The organism is Hydrogenophaga soli (genome assembly GCF_054777695.1).
Genome location: NZ_BAAHAK010000002.1, coordinates 353,504 through 371,846, shown reverse-complemented (window position 1 = coordinate 371,846; position 18,343 = coordinate 353,504). Strand labels below are relative to the sequence as shown.

The 18,343-nt window shown below is 53.0% G+C and carries 9 protein-coding genes and 1 pseudogene; 1 reads left to right on the top strand and 9 read right to left on the bottom strand.

The features are described from left to right. Nucleotides 1–133 precede the first annotated feature (133 nt). The 7 genes from ACYVB7_RS04815 to ACYVB7_RS04785 all read right to left on the bottom strand — a co-directional run bounded on the left by ACYVB7_RS04815 (nt 134) and on the right by ACYVB7_RS04785 (nt 15,238). A complete protein-coding gene (locus tag ACYVB7_RS04815; RefSeq protein WP_460505454.1) occupies nt 134–514 on the bottom strand; it encodes a nuclear transport factor 2 family protein in 381 nt (126 codons plus the stop codon). Between the two features lie 50 nt (nt 515–564). Beyond that, nucleotides 565–1,500 (bottom strand): DMT family transporter, encoded by a 936-nt coding sequence (locus ACYVB7_RS04810; RefSeq protein WP_460505452.1) that lies wholly within the window; start codon nt 1,498–1,500, stop codon nt 565–567. Then, nucleotides 1,500–2,831, bottom strand: a complete 1,332-nt coding sequence (locus tag ACYVB7_RS04805) for a zinc-binding metallopeptidase family protein (RefSeq protein ID WP_460505451.1) — start codon at nt 2,829–2,831, stop codon at nt 1,500–1,502. Before ACYVB7_RS04805 ends, ACYVB7_RS04810 begins: the two co-directional genes overlap by 1 nt. Nucleotides 2,832–2,900: 69 nt before the next feature. After that, nucleotides 2,901–3,830: a fatty acid desaturase gene (locus ACYVB7_RS04800; protein ID WP_460505449.1), complete on the bottom strand. Its 930-nt coding sequence runs from the start codon at nt 3,828–3,830 to the stop codon at nt 2,901–2,903. A gap of 56 nt (nt 3,831–3,886) precedes the next feature. Beyond that, nucleotides 3,887–14,215 (bottom strand): amino acid adenylation domain-containing protein, encoded by a 10,329-nt coding sequence (locus ACYVB7_RS04795; RefSeq protein ID WP_460505448.1) that lies wholly within the window; start codon nt 14,213–14,215, stop codon nt 3,887–3,889. A 64-nt stretch (nt 14,216–14,279) separates the two neighbouring features. Further along, nucleotides 14,280–14,495 (bottom strand): MbtH family protein, encoded by a 216-nt coding sequence (locus ACYVB7_RS04790; protein WP_460505447.1) that lies wholly within the window; start codon nt 14,493–14,495, stop codon nt 14,280–14,282. Continuing rightward, nucleotides 14,492–15,238, bottom strand: a complete 747-nt coding sequence (locus tag ACYVB7_RS04785; protein WP_460505705.1) for a methyltransferase domain-containing protein — start codon at nt 15,236–15,238, stop codon at nt 14,492–14,494. Before ACYVB7_RS04785 ends, ACYVB7_RS04790 begins: the two co-directional genes overlap by 4 nt. Nucleotides 15,239–15,349: 111 nt before the next feature. Between ACYVB7_RS04785 and ACYVB7_RS04780 the strand changes: the two are divergent. Next, a pseudogene (locus tag ACYVB7_RS04780) lies at nt 15,350–15,649 on the top strand (hypothetical protein); the annotation flags it as partial. Between the two features lie 15 nt (nt 15,650–15,664). Here the strand turns inward: ACYVB7_RS04780 and ACYVB7_RS04775 are convergent. Further along, nucleotides 15,665–16,936, bottom strand: a complete 1,272-nt coding sequence (locus ACYVB7_RS04775; protein ID WP_460505446.1) for an argininosuccinate synthase — start codon at nt 16,934–16,936, stop codon at nt 15,665–15,667. Beyond that, the gene (argH, locus tag ACYVB7_RS04770) at nt 16,899–18,326 is read right to left on the bottom strand and encodes an argininosuccinate lyase (protein WP_460505445.1); all 1,428 of its coding nucleotides are present in this window, start codon (nt 18,324–18,326) and stop codon (nt 16,899–16,901) included. Before argH ends, ACYVB7_RS04775 begins: the two co-directional genes overlap by 38 nt. Between the last annotated feature and the right edge of the window lie 17 nt (nt 18,327–18,343).

The following is an 18,343-nucleotide window of genomic DNA, read 5'->3' as shown; positions in this document are numbered from 1 at the left end:
TGTGCGTGGTCTTGTGGGGCTACCAATTTATAACCAGTACGGCAACCAGCAGCCACTTCCATCATGAGGTGTGTGTGATGTCAAGTTCCACTCAAAACGTCATAGAGCCCCAGAAGGCAACACCGATGGATGTTTAAGCGCCAGAATGTAGCCTTCGCTCTCCCATCTTGAACCAAGCCTTAGCGATCTTGCCGTGTTCGACCTCGTAGATGCAAAGTACGTCTATCTCACCTGGTCCCTCGGGGAATGTGCGCGTCACGGTCTCGTGATCGATCACGACGTTGCCGACAACCAACCGCGCCAACAGCACACCATGGAGGTTCACCTCCTTGAAACGCTCGATATGCCGCTCGCGAATTTCGGCAGCACCGTCCGCCAAAAGCGTGGACGGGAAGGCATAGTATTGGCAGTCATTCGCCCACCATGTCATGAAGCCATCGATGTCGCGGGCGTTGTAAGCTTCAAGTTGATTTTGAACGGGAAAGTCGATTTGATCTGTGCTTGCGTTTGACATTACATACTCTTTAAATTAATGATTTTCACTTCAATAAATTACCCTACACACTATATGCGACGAAAACCCATCTTTTTAACTCGGGCGTACCAATCGGCGGGGGAAAGAATGACGATAACCCCCAATGCAACAAGAAAAGAACCGAGAATTACCATCAGGCCGACCTTCTCATCGAGGAAAAATACACCGAAAGCAATTCCAACAGGAAGCCTTAAATAAACTTGGGATGAAGCTGCCATCGAACCCAATGAATTTCTAACCTTGAAGAGGATCCAGAATCCGACTCCCGTGCAGAACACCCCCAAAATCAATACAGTCGACATCGAATTCAAGGTGAATCTAGCAAGCCTCCAATCCTCGAATAAAACGCTCATCGTGAGGAGCACTAGTGAGGCCCATAGCATGGAACCTGCTGCAGCAAACAGAGAAGGTACGCGAGCCAGATTCTTTGCATAGATCGCAGCCACGGCATAGGACAAGCTCGATAGCAATAACGCGGCGTATGGCAGGATATTTTCCCAGGTGAAAGCGCCGATCCCATCACCAGTCGCCAAGACGACGCCCAAGAATCCAAAAACCGCGCCGACGCAGGTTTTGATTGAAATCTTCTCGCCCTCGAAGAGTGCCATCAGGAAAATGAACAATGGAATTGTGCTTCCGAAAATAGTTGCCATGGCGCTCGGGACACTTTTTTGCGCCCAGGCAACGAGCAGCATCGGAATCGTGTTCCCGACCAAGCTTTGCCAGAACAACATACGCCACAACTCGACGCTGTGGTTCACTCGAACCCGTGTTATGGAAAAAATGGCAAACAGCGCAAGGCAAGCCACAAGACTTCTCAAGGCCATCAAAGTCACGAAAGGAAATTCCCGCAAGCCAAGTGCGATCAAGCCGTAAGAGCACCCCCATAGCAGAGACAGGACCAACAACAGAGCAACATTAAATGCCATCGAATCCTGAAATGATTTCACCCGCATTATTTTCATCAACCTCTGTAGCGATCGTTAAATGAACCGATCACAGCGGCTCCTTTCTCCAGCCCGTCCATCGGCACGCGCTCATCGGCTCCATGGATAATCGACATGAAATCAAAATTCGAGGGCAGGATCATCGGAAGAAAACCGTATGTCTGGATATCGAGTGAAGCAAAATGCCGGGAATCGGTCACAGTCGGCAGAAGCATGGGTATAGGAGTCACGTCCGGAAAGAACTCCTGCGCAATTTTTGCAAGAAGAGGGAACTGACTAGAATCGACCTCCTTTGTTATTTGCGCGGAGGGCCTTATTTCTATTTCACAGTTCAACGGCACGTGACGTCGAATGCAATTTTCCAGATCCTCCGCCGTGTCCCCCTGTATCAGTCGGCAATCACACTTGACCGATATCGAATGGGGCAGAACATTTCGCGAAACTCCACTAGAAATCAGGGTCGGAGTGATGACGGTTCGCAACAGTGGCTCAATGACACGCCGCATTTGCGGTCCCATCGCACTCAGTACGAAAGGCGCAAGTGCCCTGCTCTTGAGTTGAGTGAAAAGAATTTTCTTCGACGGGATTTTCATCAAGTCCGCCAAGGCGGACAGCATCTGCCGAGCGGGTTCTGATACACGTATGGGCATCGGATGCCTGGCCATCGCAACAAGAAACCTTCCAACATCCGAGGTGGCCGTGGTCGATGGTGGTGTCGCCGCATGTCCACCGCCGCCATGAAATACCAAATCAATGCAGCAGTAGGCTATTTCCGAGATCTGGATGGGCATAATCTTCCGGCCGCCAATCGACATGGTGAAACCACCGAACACCCCAATCGCGTGTCTGACCCCTTCAAAAGCATCGGCGTGATTCGCAGCCAGATACTCTGCGCCGTATTGGCCGCCTCTTTCCTCATCGCCTACCACAGCCAGGATCAAGTCACCCGGCGGCGAAGTCTTCGCGGCTTTCAGAAAAGCCACAATCAGCATGGCGAGGTCACCCTTCATGTCGAGAGCACCCCGCCCCCATACGAATCCATCCTGAATCCGCCCTTCAAACGGAGGAACCGACCAATTCTGGCCATCCACCGGTACAACATCGGCATGTCCATACAAGAGCAGCGGCGGAGCCATACCTGCACCGGGAATTCTGGCAATGAGATTCGGCCGATTCTCATCGAGCGCATGCATTTGCACTGGTATCCTGTGTCGAAGAAGCAGGTCGCGCGCATAGTGCACACAATCAAGCTCTTTCCCTGATGGGTTGATGCTCTCGAACCTAATCAATTCTTGAAGCAGCTCGGTGAATTCCGGGAGAGGAGTCATATCGCGTTCGGAAAGATGCATCCCGCCCCGAAATATCCTGCATTCGGGCAAGCACAATGAATAATCACCCACATCCCGTACTTCGACACTTCACGCACGTCGTGCTCTCCCCCAAACACGCATCGTGCTCCAGGGGCCATTCGAATACTGGCTTCCGGCAACAAATCGCCGGTCGGAGGGTAATGTCTTCGTGATTTCCGGAAGTTTTCTCCAATGCAAACCGGGCTTGACATGATGTTCTTGGTGATACCCAAGATTGAAAGTCAGCAAGTTCCAAAAGAACCCATATGCGCTGACCGAATCTCTCATTTCATCGAATGGATCCAGCGCGCCCCAGTGCTGGAAATAGTTATCCGCATCCCTTATTTTCGTGATGATGTAGGTCACGGGAATGAAGAAAACGAAGAAAAACCTCCAGTCCAGGATGCACAAAGTCACGCGAAACCCCAGCCAAACAGCGATATCGGCATACGCCTTCTTCAGCATGTCTGAAGACTTCAACCGTTGAAACAGCTTTGTAGCCGTTTCCATTTCATTCGGTGCAGCCAGCGTGGCAACACGCTCCACCGACCAATAGCGTAGAAGCACGAGTAGCACGATGTACTTCAAACCTGTTGCCTCCGTCACGTACAAGGCAAAATCGACCAATTGGGAAAATGGATTTGTCTTGATCCCCAGCATCTGGCGCAGGGAAACATCGTTGAAAGAACGCTGAGTCGCATGGTGAATGCCGTGGCGTATATTAAAAGGTGTCTTCGGGCTTCCCGTCAGAGAAAACCCAAGACGCGCGAGCGTATTTAGGAATCTGTAATTGAATATCGGTGTGTGGTAATGATTATGGTTGGCACCAGCATTCTGCACCGAAAACAGGAACATCAGGATTGGTGCAAAGATCAACCAAACCCAATCCATTGAATGATACCAATACGCGAGAGCAACAAATGACATCACCTGCAACGGTATCGTGAGAATCAGGAATATATCAATTGGATCATTTCTAAAAACTCCAGTCAATCTCATTTTCTACCTTCTGTTGGTTTTCTAAAATTTCTGGGAATGATTTTATTGAAAATCATTCACTCAGATTCAAAAATAGTATCAAGCTCAACGAGACGGCTTGCATCTAGCGCGCGTGAGATGAAGGGGCCAGCCTGCAAGAGAACCTTGCGGTGCGTTGGGGCAATGACTTCGATCACATCCAAACTCGGCAGAAGCTCGCTCCAGGATTGTGTGTCCTTTGCGGAAGCAGCATAGGCAATGCTTGCAGAGACTCTTGCGATCCCCGTGGGCATGTAATTCGTCATCAGTTCACGATTTTTTTCGTAGATCGCGGACCGCTGCAGGATGAAATGCTTTGACAACGTCGCTGGCAAAAGACCAAGAGATCGCGCAAAAGCAATCGCGACCTCGTCCCGGTCGGGCCTAGCCTGGATATCTTCAAGAACCTCAACATCTGGCCGCGCCAAGTTCGCATCGTCCATGGCATCAGCCAGGAACAGTCCAAGTGGCCAGATGTTGTCAACCATGTTCTTACCGAGATCGAAACCTGGAGAAGGTGGATCGAGCAGGATCAATCGCTCGATAACAAAGCTGTGCGCTTCCATCTGTTTCGCGGTCTCAAAAGCAAGGATGGCACCAAACGACCAGCCGGCTAGAGCGCATGAGCCTGACTGGTGGTGCGTCAAGATCTTGACCGCGTACTGCCTTGCCATTTCCGAGACCGATGAAGGAAGCTCGCCGAGCGCATCCACCGTCAAGCAATAGACGGATATGTCACTGCGCAGTGTATTGATTGCAGCGGAATAATCGGCCACACCTCCTCCGAGTGCATGGAATAAATATAGCGAATGGGCACCGCTACCTTGTTTGAGGCAAGAAATCCCGCTCGCACGCAACGGCGCCTGCGCCAGGCGAACAACAAAATCAGCCAGGTTTCTCGCTTCGAAAATATGCCTCACATGCACTTCCTTTTGAAGTCGGGAGGAGACCGCCGACGCAACCGCAACTGCGGAAAGGGAATTTCCTCCGATTTCAAAGAAATTCTCTTCGAGAAAGATTTCCTTTCTGCCAAGCACCTCCGCCCAGATGCCCGCCACCTCGACTTCGAGGTCCGATATAGGTTTCGCCCCCTTCGATCCGCTCGAAATCTCATAAAGAGTTAGGGATTTTCTGTCGATTTTTCCATTTGCGGTTAGCGGCAGCTTATCGAGCAGCCTAACCGTGATCGGGACCATGTAGGTTGGCAAAAACTCACGGGCATGCGCAAGAATGGACGCGGTATCTTCAAAGCTATCGCGCTTGGTGGTGACGTACGCGGCAATCACCTGCTGATCGCACTGCAGACTCACGACGACCACTGCTTGTTCGATCATGGGGTGGGTCTCCAACACGGCTTCGATTTCACCGAGTTCGATTCTCATGCCCCGAATCTTGACCTGGCTGTCGGCCCGTCCCATAAACACAAGCTCCCCATCGGAGGTTCTCTTTACGACGTCGCCGGTCCTATAAAGTCGCTCTCCGGGTTTGCCATCCGACGACGGGATGAATTTTTCGGCTGTCAGCGCAGGGCGACCCAGATAGCCATCGGCGAGCCCCTCCCCACCGATAAGAAGTTCGCCGACAACGCCCGTCGGACACGGTGCCCCACTCTTACCCACGACATGGATCGTAGTGTTTCGAATCGGCCGGCCGAGGCCTATCCGGTCGGGATCGACGATCCGCTTGATGAGCGACCAGATTGTGGTCTCGGTGGGACCGTACATGTTCCACAACTCGTCGCAACGCTCGAGAAGCTGGCGGGCCAGTTCCTTCGGGAGCGCTTCTCCACCGCAAAGCAATCGCAATCCTCGACGGCCAGCCCATTCGTTCTTCAGCATCAGCGAATAGGTCGAGGGCGTTGCCTGAACAAGCGTCACGGAATGCTCTTCTATCCGATTCGCGAGAAACGCTCCGTCCTTGGCATCTTCCGAACCAACGAGGACCACTGCAGCCCCGACGATCAACGGAAGATATATCTCCAGGGCGGAAATATCGAAGGATATTGAAGTAATCGCCATGACGGTGTCTTCCGCACCGATCCCCGGAGCACTGCGCATCGCCAGCAAAAAATTGACTAGTGCTTTGTGGCTGATCACGGTGCCCTTTGGCGATCCAGTAGAGCCCGATGTGTAGATTGCGTAAGCGGGATCCCCCTCCGCTATCGAAACATATGCTCCACTCCTCTCAACGAACGGCATCCGGATCAAGTCGTCAACACCGCACATTTCCAACCTTGAGATTCGGGCAATTCTGTCGATTTGCTCGCTGCTCCCGATAATCAGCGCAGCCCCTGAATCCTCCAGGATGTAACTTATCCGCTGGTCCGGCAGGCTCGGATCGATCGGCAGATAGAAGTTTCCGCTTTTCTGGACACCCAGAAGAGCTGCGAGCAGTTCAACCGTTCGATCCAGAATGATCGCGATAGGTCGGCCGACAAAACACGGTCGCGCCAATAGGCCGTTGGCGACAAGGGTCGCCTGATGGACCAAATCTCGGTAACTTACGCGACGATTGCGGTGAATGATGGCCACAGACTCGGGCTGGCTCTGTGCCCGTTCCTCGACCATCTGAACGATGGACCTGAATTCCTCGTGACGTGCCGTGTTGTTCCACGCTGAGATCTGCTGCTTTTCCTGTTCTGTCAGGATGTCGATCTCCGACAGGCGAACCCACGGATTCGCTGTCATCGCATCGACCACCCGCCTGAAGTGCTGGCGCATGCGCTCCACGGTCGCCGACTCAAACAAATCCGCGTTGTATTCCCATCTCAGACTGTAGCCCTTCGCCCCCGCTGGACTCGCATAGAGGCTGAGATCGAATTTGGCAGTGCTCGAAACCGGGTCCACCGCCTCGACCTCCAGTCCCGTCAGCGCAAGTTGCGATGGCGGTGTGTTCTGGAACGCAAACAGCACCTGGAACAGAGGTGAGCGGCTCAAGTCGCGAGGAAGATGAAGGCTTTCCACCACTTTCTCGAAAGGCATATCCTGATGGGCGTAGCCCGCCAGCGTGATCGCCTTCACACGCTCCAACAAATCGACAATGCGCGGGTCTCCCGATGCGTCCACGCGCAAGGCCAGCGTGTTCACGAACAGTCCGGCCAAGGGTTCAATTTGCGCGTGATTCCTGTTGGCGATCGGCGTGCCGATGATCAGATCCTCTTGGTTCGCATATCTGCCCAGCAGCACATAGAACGCCGACAACAGCACCATGAATGTCGTCGCCTCGAATTTCTGCCCCAACAGATCAAGCTGCCGCGACAGCGATGCGTCGAAGCTGTCCAGAACGACCCCGCCCCTGAAGGTCTGCATGGCTGGACGCGGCCGATCGAAAGGCAACTCCGTAGCTGCCGGAGGTGATGCCAGGTGCTGTGTCCAATAGGCGCTCAGATGATCCAAGCGCTTGCCCGTCAATGCCTGCCTTTGCCAAGCGGCATAGTCGCCATACTGGATGCTCAGTGGTGCCAGCCCCGGCGCACGCGCCGCGCAACGCGCCGCATAGAACTCCTGAATCTCCGCAACCAGGATGGACATGGACCAGCCATCGGTCACGATGTGATGCATCGCCACCATCAGGACATGGTCTTCCTGCCCGACCTTGAACAACCTAGCCCTGAGCAACGGACCTTGCCGCAGATCGAAGGCTTCGTGCGCCTCGCGCTCGGCGCTAGCCAGCGCGTTGCCCACGGGATCAGCAAGGCCGCTGTAGTCCTCCATCTCAAGCACTGCCAGAGGCGCGTCGTGAACCGTAACATAGCAGCCCCCGTCGGGCTTATCCTCGAACGTCGTCCGGAGTGTCTCATGCCTAAGTTGCAGATCCCGCACGCTGGAACTCAGTGCTTGGAGATCGAGTCTGCCCCTGAGACGAAACACCGCCGGCACGTTGTACACGGCGCTGCCAGGATCGAGCTTGTGCAGGAAATGCATGCGCTCCTGAGCGAACGACGGCCGTAGCGCCTGCGATATATCCCGCCGTGCAATGCTCCAGTGCCCTTCGACGGGCACCATGCTGTCTATCAGACGCGCAAGCTTCTCCACCGTGGGTGCCTCGAAGAGAGCCTTGAGTGGAACGTCCCGTTCGAAGCTCTGGCGCACCTTGGATATAACCTGAGTCGCAAGCAGCGAGTGCCCGCCAAGCTCAAAGAAGTTGTCCTCGATGCCAACCGCCTCCATGCCAAGAACATCGCCCCATATCCTCGACAACCTCGCTTCCGTCTCCGTCCTCGGAGCAATGCGGTCATTTGCAATGACGGAAATATTCTGGACGAGGGAAAGCCGATCGATCTTTCCACTCGGCGTCAAAGGCAGCGCGTTAATGGCCTGAATCCGGCTCGGCACCATATGGTCTGGCAGGATCGAACCAACATGGTCCTTGATGGACTTCAATCGGCCATCCTCGCCTGTTTTGAAGACTACAAAGGCGCAAAGGGATTTGATTCCGCTTGCGGACTTCTGGACCACCACTGCACAAGCAACGAGATGTCCGGTTGACATGAAAGCCTGCTCCACTTCTGCAAGCTCGACGCGATAGCCACGGATTTTCACTTGGCTGTCCGCTCTCCCGAGGTATTCGATGTCCCCGTTAGATCGGATTTTCCCGACATCACCAGTCCGGTACATCCGTTCCCCCGGACGTCCAAAAGGATCCGGAAGAAATCGTTCTGCCGTCAGCGAAGGTCGCCCGAAATAATCTCGCGCGATATTGTCTCCACTCAGATATAGCTCACCGAATACGTTGATCGGCACCCGATTCAGATACTGGTCAAGTACATGAACAATAGAGTTGTTGATAGACCTTCCGATCGGCGGTATATCCTCCCAATCGAACGGATTTCCTTCCAGACGATGCCCCGTGATGAAATGAGATTCGGTAGGGCCGTATTGGTTGTGCAGCAACGCTCCGTCGAGCTTTGCGAACATGCTCCGTATTTGCCCAGAAACCTGTAGCTGTTCCCCTCCACAAACTACTTCCTTGAGTCGCAGACTGCCCATGGATTTCAACAACAACGCGGCCTCGGCAATGCCTTGCAGTGCAACATACGGGACAAATATTCTCTCGACCTCCCGAGCTTGGATGAGGCTCAGCAAATCGAAGGAATCCTTACGAGTCCCTTCGTCTACCAACACCAATTCCCCTGCGGCAAGCCAGGTAGAAAACAGTTCATCGAAGAATACGTCGAAGCTCATCGGAGAGAATTGGAGCGTTCGACTTTCCGCTGGTAGCTTCGATTCAGCGAGCTGCCAGGCCACCAGATTAGCCAGCATTTTATGGGTCTGCCCGACACCCTTCGGGCGACCGGTTGAGCCGGAAGTGAAAATTATGTAGGACAGGTCCTCAGGTCGCGAAGGATAGTTTAAGCTCTCTTCTGGTTCTGTCGATTGTTGAAATTCCTCATCTGCAAAAATTATCTGGATCGAACTGGATATATCTAAGTGCGACAGGCTTCTTTGCGTTATCAGGACCTTGATATTGGCATCACTGACCATGAATCGAAGGCGATCCATCGGGTAGCTGGTATCCAGCGGTACACATACCGCCCCCGCCTTGAGAACGGCCAGGATTGCAATGGGGAGCTGGATGCTTCTTTCCAAACACAATCCGACTGTATCGCTTGGACAGACACCCGCTCGCGCAAGATAATTCGCAAGCCGACCGGATTGCTTGTCTAGCGCCTCGAAGGACAGGTACTCGTCCCCCAACGACACTGCGCGTGATTTCGGGTATTTCTTTGCAACCAGTGAAAATTTCCGGTGCACCGGAGACTGATCGTAAATTTGTGCCGTGTTGTTCCACGCTGAGATCTGCTGCTTTTCCTGTTCTGTCAGGATGTCGATCTCCGACAGGCGAACCCACGGATTCGCTGTCATCGCATCGACCACCCGCCTGAAGTGCTGGCGCATGCGCTCCACGGTCGCCGACTCAAACAAATCCGCGTTGTATTCCCATCTCAGACTGTAGCCCTTCGCCCCCGCTGGACTCGCATAGAGGCTGAGATCGAATTTGGCAGTGCTCGAAACCGGGTCCACCGCCTCGACCTCCAGTCCCGTCAGCGCAAGTTGCGATGGCGGTGTGTTCTGGAACGCAAACAGCACCTGGAACAGAGGTGAGCGGCTCAAGTCGCGAGGAAGATGAAGGCTTTCCACCACTTTCTCGAAAGGCATATCCTGATGGGCGTAGCCCGCCAGCGTGATCGCCTTCACACGCTCCAACAAATCGACAATGCGCGGGTCTCCCGATGCGTCCACGCGCAAGGCCAGCGTGTTCACGAACAGTCCGGCCAAGGGTTCAATTTGCGCGTGATTCCTGTTGGCGATCGGCGTGCCGATGATCAGATCCTCTTGGTTCGCATATCTGCCCAGCAGCACATAGAACGCCGACAACAGCACCATGAATGTCGTCGCCTCGAATTTCTGCCCCAACAGATCAAGCTGCCGCGACAGCGATGCGTCGAAGCTGTCCAGAACGACCCCGCCCCTGAAGGTCTGCATGGCTGGACGCGGCCGATCGAAAGGCAACTCCGTAGCTGCCGGAGGTGATGCCAGGTGCTGTGTCCAATAGGCGCTCAGATGATCCAAGCGCTTGCCCGTCAATGCCTGCCTTTGCCAAGCGGCATAGTCGCCATACTGGATGCTCAGTGGTGCCAGCCCCGGCGCACGCGCCGCGCAACGCGCCGCATAGAACTCCTGAATCTCCGCAACCAGGATGGACATGGACCAGCCATCGGTCACGATGTGATGCATCGCCACCATCAGGACATGGTCTTCCTGCCCGACCTTGAACAACCTAGCCCTGAGCAACGGACCTTGCCGCAGATCGAAGGCTTCGTGCGCCTCGCGCTCGGCGCTAGCCAGCGCGTTGCCCACGGGATCAGCAAGGCCGCTGTAGTCCTCCATCTCAAGCACTGCCAGAGGCGCGTCGTGAACCGTAACATAGCAGCCCCCGTCGGGCTTATCCTCGAACGTCGTCCGGAGTGTCTCATGCCTAAGTTGCAGATCCCGCACGCTGGAACTCAGTGCTTGGAGATCGAGTCTGCCCCTGAGACGAAACACCGCCGGCACGTTGTACACGGCGCTGCCAGGATCGAGCTTGTGCAGGAAATGCATGCGCTCCTGAGCGAACGACGGCCGTAGCGCCTGCGATATATCCCGCCGTGCAATGCTCCAGTGCCCTTCGACGGGCACCATGCTGTCTATCAGACGCGCAAGCTTCTCCACCGTGGGTGCCTCGAAGAGAGCCTTGAGTGGAACGTCCCGTTCGAAGCTCTGGCGCACCTTGGATATAACCTGAGTCGCAAGCAGCGAGTGCCCGCCAAGCTCAAAGAAGTTGTCCTCGATGCCAACCGCCTCCATGCCAAGAACATCGCCCCATATCCTCGACAACCTCGCTTCCGTCTCCGTCCTCGGAGAAATCTTCGACAGCGTTGACTGTGAGATTTCCATAGCGCGGCGAGCGAGCTCCGCGCGATCGACCTTGGCGTTTCGCGTGAGCGGAATCCGGTCGACGCTCCAAATGACGTTCGGCACTTTGTAGGAAGGCAGGATCGCAGCCAGGGCATCGCCGTACCGTCGAACAATATCCGGCTCCTGTCCCGGGCAAACCATGTAGGCGGCCAGCACGTTTTCGCCTCGGGCGTTGAGAAACGGGAGCACTGCAACGGCGGTGGCACCCAGACCGAGCTCGAGTATCAGATCTTCGATCTCCGAACAATTCACCCTAAAACCACGGAGCTTGACCTCGGTGTCCTTTCGACCACAAAAGATGACGGAGCCATCGATGCCGAGCCGCCCCCCGTCGCCGGTCCGGTAGATCCTTCCACCCAAGGCGCACGGAGCAGGAATAAACTTGAGCGCGGTGTTGCGCGCGTCCCCGACATAGCCCAAGGAGAGGTATTCGGTCGCCACATGGATTTCACCCAGCTCCCCGATCGCACAGGGCACCCCCACAGGATTGAGGACCAGCAACTGGACATCGCTGATAGGTTTGCCGACGAGGTTGTCGCGCTGTTCTGCGGCATCGAATCGATGCCAAGCCATGGCCTGGGGCGTCTCAGTCGCGCCGTAGAACCCGATTACGTCCGCATTGGGAGCGATTCTTCGTATAGCGGCAACATCGCTTGCCAGGACGCTCTCCCCCGCCAGGAAGATGAGCCTGAGTGCGCACAGTTCGCGCGCTTCGAGCACCGCCAAGCGCGCCAGTGCCGGGGTAACGTGCATCACCGTGATTTGGCTTTTCGCGACCCATTCGCCCAAACCGACGTCGCGCCTTGTTTCCTCTAATGGAAGACAACAGGTTGCGCCGGACCACAGTGGTGCAAAGAGATCCCTGTATATCGGATCGTGGCCGATCCCCGAGAGGACTGAGACCCGATCGGATCGGGAAATCTCGAAAACCCTCGCTTGCCATTCAAGAAAATGGCTCAGGGCGCGGTGCGAGGTCGCCACAATCTTTGGCTCTCCCGTGGTGCCGGATGTCGAGACTAAATAGGCCACCTGCTCGGGAGCGGGCCGCTGTTGCACAGGGAGCGGGGGTGACGGGTCAACTTGGGCCGGAATCAGAAAACCGATGGACGGAATATCCAGCAGAAGCAGTCGATCGGGGACGGCAAGTTCCAGAGCAACCTCCCTTGTTCCACCCCCTACCGAAATGATGCCACTGACCCTGGCAGCAGAAAGAAGGCGCTCGACATGCGCTTTCGGAGAAGCAGGATCGACGATGAATACGGTCCCTCCTGCCTGCCATATACCCAATATGGCCGCAGGGAGGGCGCTGCAGCGAGTCGCGAGCAACGCAACGGCATCACCGCGTTGGAAGCCACCACTGCACAACGTCTCCGAAATGATGGACACCGCACTGGCCAGCTGCCCATAGGTCCATTTGCCTTCGGCATCTTGAACAGCGTAAGCGTCCGCTCGACCCTCATGAAGATGACGATAAAATTTTTCCAATACTAGGGGATCAGACGAATGTTTTTCAGACCTGACGATGGCACCGTCGGGTACGGATTTTCGCAAATCCACTCGCTGGACAAGTACCTTCGGATCCTCCAAGACTGCCGCGAGCATTGCTTCTGTTTGCCTGGCAAGTTCGTCGATGGTTTCGGACTTGAAGAGCGCGATGTCATATTGCAGGGTGAGGTTTATGCCGCCATCAATCGACTTTTCGATGTACAGCGTAATGTCGAGCGGGGACAGATTTCGGGAAATTTCTATCTGCTGAAATTTAAGATTCGTGCTGCGCAACTGCCGCTCGGCATAGGGAACATAATTGATCATCACCTGAAATACAGGATGCTGCGATCGATCAAACACATTCCCGAGATCCTTGACGACCCTTTCAAAGGGAATCGCTTCGTAAGTCCTAGCCTCCCGTAGTGTTTTCGATATTTTATCGAAGCGCAGATCGGCCGTATCACCATCATCAAGTACGCTTTTGACAACGACAGGATTCACGAAGAGTCCGAGAGTCCGTCTTTCCAAGCGATCGCTACGGCCGGAAAACGGAATTCCCACGAGAATTTCATTTTGTCCGCTCCATCTGTGAAGAACAGATGTGAAGGCAGTTGCAATGATCTCGAACAACGTAAGGCCGCGGTCGCGTGCGTGTCTCCGAGCCTTTTCCAAAACGCAGGAATCAAGACTACGCTTCAAAGAAGCTCCAAGGAATGACCGGGACGATGCACGGCGAAAATCAGTAGGCAGTTCGAGCTGTGTGGGCGCGCCGACAATACGCTCGATCCATTTCGATTGGAGATCTTTCAAACCAGCCTGCACATGCGGCGCTCGTTGCTCGATCGAGTAACTTCCGTACTGTCTGGCAGGCGCTTTTTTTTCGACTTTCCCGATACCTTGAAAACCCTCATAGTATTCAAAAAGCTCCTCAAAAAACAGCCGCACGGACCAGCCATCCGTGATGATGTGATGCATGCACACGACAATGACGAACTGATCGATGGACTGACGCAACAAATCAAGACGCCACAGCGGTGGCGCGCACAGATCAATTTTTTCGTTGAGCCTTTTATTAATGACATCTTCTATTTCTTCCTCGGTAACTTCACCCGTGAACAACGGAATCTCAATTTGCCGCTGAATCTCCATCCGCGGCGTGCCATCGTTAGAGCAGAAAATTCGGCTTCGGAGAACTTCGTGCCGCTCGGTAATTTCTCGAAGCGCTGAAAGAAAGCAGGCGGAGTCGAGGGGACCGTAGATTCGTGCCGCGAAGGTTATGTTGTAAGCGGCCCCAGAGTTTCCCACTTCATCCATGAACCACATGCGCTCCTGCGCAGAGGAAAGTGGGTAGCTCGTTGCTTTACCGATCAAATTCGCTGCATTAGCATCTGCAGCAGCGAAGTCAGCAATTAACGTATTCATTTCTCAGCAGCCCCGGCATAACCAATTTATTGGAGAAAGTGGTTGGAGTATAGAAATCAAGAAATCAATCACGGAATTTTTCACCGACCCGATCGAGCCCCTGCAAACTAGCCGGCCGCATGTCCAGCCAGTTCGACTCTATGTACTTCAGGCAATTCTCTCTGGACATCGGATTTCCGATCTGATACCAGCCAGAAGGTATTTTTTTACTCGCAACCCAGATTGAATACTGGCCTTCGTCATTGCGAACCACAACATGGTCTTCCTGAAATTCGATCATCTCCACCCCTCGACTGGTACTTTTGAAATGACATGCAACTCACCATATTTCGTATGGTGGTTACAGGAAAAATTGCCTACACCAACATACTCGACAATGCTGCGCAATTTTTCGGAACTGTAGGCCATAGATTGAAAAACATCCCCGACCCTGAACAAGATTCCATCACCCGTCTCGTGTACCTCGATTTCCTCCTCCGTTCCGAAGCATCTTTGATAGTACAGATGCCTTCCAACCACCGTTTCGGACTTTGTATTGAACACAGACATCACGATATCAAAATTTGCATCGAAGAAATTTTTGAGGATTCCCGCTGGGTTAATGAAATTGCCAACAATATTGAATGGTAGAAAAACCGCTTTTCTTTTGAAGCCTTCGAGACTTGATCGCAGAACAGGAACAAAGTTTTCGGCAGAAATGCATAGAAACTTCACATTGGCATCCGCACGACCGAGTCGAGCAGCCCGTGAAATTGCCTCACTGTTTACGTCTATTCCGTAATATTGAATGCAGAAATCCCGAACCCAAGTGGAATTCGATCCATCAAAGCATCCTATTTCCACGATGCAATCGTAGGAAATTCGCCTAAATATTGACTCCAAGCCCCCCTTCTCCTGCATTAGAAACTGTTCGATCTGCTTGGGGTAGTTTTTCGGATTCATGATCCTGTTTGCCCCGTCGAGTAGTCGGTAAAATTCCTGATTCGGAAACAAAGTATTGGGAACATATTCAGCATTCAGCATACGCAACAACACCTTTCCTCTAGCCACGATAAAGAATGGGGGTTTTCTTCTTTGGTACATCCCAAAAACAAGCTGCAGTAAGCAATGCGCAACGCCTTCAAGCGAATCTTGCGCTGTTCAGCCATCGAGCCAATCATTGGTCACCTCAAGGCCGATCACCGCATGGACTGCTATCACGTCAAGGGTGAAACCGGTGACCGGCTGCATGCTGTGCTGTGCGCCGCGGGTCACAACATCCAATGGTTGCTTCGCATAAACCCCAGGATGGGGCTGGCCTCTTTGCCCATGCTTACTTTGCGGGTATGCGAGATGGTGGGGTGTCAGCGAACTAGCCAGGAACGCTGGGCGCTTTGCTTGTCCACCCACTCCCTGGCCTTATTCCGCGTCCTGTCGGCGTGCACTTTTGAATAATTCAGGGCCGAATTATTATACGTGTTCGGGAGTCTTTTCAAGGTTCGGGCGCGCATGAATCTCTGACCAAATTCTGTGAGGTAAGCCGAAAATATCGATGAATCCTGTGGAGCTGGACTGATTAAAGTCACATCCACGATCATAGGTAACAAGGCTCAGCCGATACAGCGACTGATCAACCGTACGTTTAACAATGGTGGCACAGCCCTTAAAAAGCCGTAGAGTGATTGAACCATTCACGAACTGTTGCCCATATGAAATGAAGGCATCAATGGATTGCTTAAGCGGCGTAAACCACAGGCCTTGATAAATTAGGCGGGCATAGGAGTCTTCTAAGGCATGCTTTTGCTGTAACAGATCTGCAGGAAGCGTCAACGACTCCAAATCTTGATGGGCTTGAATCAAAACCTGCATTGCAGGTGCCTCGTATAACTCACGAGTTTTTACACCGACAACACGATTCTCGATCATGTCAATGCGACCGATACCGTGCGTACCAGCCAGGTGGTTCAAGGTAGCAACAAGCTTAAGGGGGCTCAACACCTTACCATCAATAGCCACCGGGTAGCCTTGCTCAAATCGGAGTGATACATATGCTGGTTTTTCTGGAGCGTCTTGAACCGACCGAGTAAGGGACCAAACCTCCTCAGTAGGCTCCCAGTTGAGGTCCTCAATCAGCCCTGCTTCAACATTTCGCCCGAGAATGTTCAGATCAATAGCCCAGGGACGCTCTTTTGTGACATGCGGCGGAATACCGAAACGTTCTGAATAGGCAATTGTCTCTGAGCGTGTAAAACCCCATTCCCGCGCAGGGGCGAGGATGTTCAAATTCGGATCGCCTAGTGCAACAGTTAGATCAAGGCGCACCTGGTCATTGCCTTTTCCTGTACACCCGTGTGCAACTGAGCCACATTTGTACTCATGAGCATACTTGACCAATAAGTCGCCAATCAAAGGTCGGCCAAGTGCAGAACTCAATGGGTATCGTTTATCATAAAGAGCGTTGGCACGCAAGGCAGTGAAACCGTAGTCACGAACAAAGTGATCCTTGACGTCGACGGCAATAGCCACATCTGCACCGGCAAGCTTTGCCTTTTCACAGATGGGTCCAAGCTCGTCTCCCTGACCCAAGTCAGCAACCATTGCCACGATGTAATCGCAGCCCATTTCATGCCGCAAATAAGGGATGCATGCTGTTGTATCTACGCCGCCTGAATACGCAAGTACAACTCGTTTCTTATCATTCATCTTATACACCTTCATTGATAGATTGTCCAAAAGAATCATTGCGAATTTGGAGTTCGTTGGCGGCAGCAAAGACTAGTGTGGGAGCAGTTCCACCAAGCGATTGCCGGGATGCCAGAGAGCGGTCCAGTGTAAGAAAATCCATGGGCAAATTTGCGAGGAGGGGCTCCAACTCTCTTAGCAGATCAATCGGCGCAGTCTTAAGCTCCATTCCTTGGGCTTCAATAAATTTAATGACCCGGCCAACGACATGATGCGCTTCGCGAAATGGAACATTTTCATGAGCGACTAACCAGTCAGCTAGGTCAGTAGCCAAGGTGTTGCCAACCAAAGCATCTTCACGCATTCGATGGGGATTGAAGTGCAAACCGCTAAGAATGGCGGTGCTGACGCGAACACACAGATTAACTGTGTTAGCTGCGTCAAAACTAGCTTCCTTGTCTTCTTGCATATCCCTGCTATATGCCAAGGGCAAGCCCTTCATCACTGTAAGAAGCGTAACCAAGCTTCCAACGACCCGACCACTCTTCGCTCGGATCAGTTCGGCCGCATCCGGATTCTTCTTTTGCGGCATGATCGATGAGCCAGCTGAAAGGTCATCGGATAGGCTTGCATAGGCAAACTGACTGCTACACCAGATGACAACTTCTTCTCCTAACCTCGACATATGAATTGCAAGTATAGATGCCACAGCTAAAAACTCAAGAAGAAAATCTCGATCAGAAACTGCATCAATCGAGTTTTTCGCAGGACCAGAAAATCCTAGCAATGACGCAGTCATTTCTCTGTCAATTGGATGCGATGTACCCGCCAATGCAGCAGCTCCCAGTGGGCTCTCATTAAGCCTATTCCGTGCATCAGCTAGGCGCCCTCTGTCACGCATGAACATTTCGCCATAGGCAAGCAAATGGTGACCCAATGTCACAGGCTGAGCTGCTTGCATGTGTGTAAACCCAGGCATCGCAGTCGCATGATGAGAGCCCGCCAATTTTGCAATAGTCGATATGAGTTTATGTAACTCAACGTCCAAAGCATCAATTATTTGCCTTGCCCATAGTTTCATATCGAGAGCTACTTGGTCATTCCGCGACCTAGCTGTGTGGAGCTTGCGTGCCGGTAAACCAATATCCTTATATAACGCGTTCTCGATGTTCATGTGCACATCCTCAAGTTGTGCACTAAACGAAAATCTACCAGCTGCAATCGACAAAGCAATCTTTTCCAGTCCTGTTTCTATTTGAGTAAGCTCTTCCTTATTAAGTACGCCTACTCGATAAAGCATTTTCGCATGCGCTATCGAGCCATCAATGTCTTGATTAGCAAGCTGATGATCAAAGTGAATCGATGAATTTATTTCCTCCAAGAGACTGGAAGCGCCTGCGCTAAACCGAGCACCCCAAAGGGGATTTGTAGGAATGTCGAGATTTTTCATGTTCATTGTTGATTGAG

Coding starts and splice junctions, on each gene's coding strand:
- ACYVB7_RS04790 (WP_460505447.1), bottom strand. CDS start 14,495: ATGATCGAATTTCAGGAAGACCATGTTGTGGTTCGCAATGACGAAGGC.
- ACYVB7_RS04775 (WP_460505446.1), bottom strand. CDS start 16,936: ATGATTCTTTTGGACAATCTATCAATGAAGGTGTATAAGATGAATGAT.
- ACYVB7_RS04785 (WP_460505705.1), bottom strand. CDS start 15,238: ATGCTGAATGCTGAATATGTTCCCAATACTTTGTTTCCGAATCAGGAA.
- ACYVB7_RS04805 (WP_460505451.1), bottom strand. CDS start 2,831: ATGCATCTTTCCGAACGCGATATGACTCCTCTCCCGGAATTCACCGAG.
- argH (WP_460505445.1), bottom strand. CDS start 18,326: ATGAAAAATCTCGACATTCCTACAAATCCCCTTTGGGGTGCTCGGTTT.
- ACYVB7_RS04800 (WP_460505449.1), bottom strand. CDS start 3,830: ATGAGATTGACTGGAGTTTTTAGAAATGATCCAATTGATATATTCCTG.
- ACYVB7_RS04815 (WP_460505454.1), bottom strand. CDS start 514: ATGTCAAACGCAAGCACAGATCAAATCGACTTTCCCGTTCAAAATCAA.
- ACYVB7_RS04795 (WP_460505448.1), bottom strand. CDS start 14,215: ATGAATACGTTAATTGCTGACTTCGCTGCTGCAGATGCTAATGCAGCG.
- ACYVB7_RS04810 (WP_460505452.1), bottom strand. CDS start 1,500: ATGAAAATAATGCGGGTGAAATCATTTCAGGATTCGATGGCATTTAAT.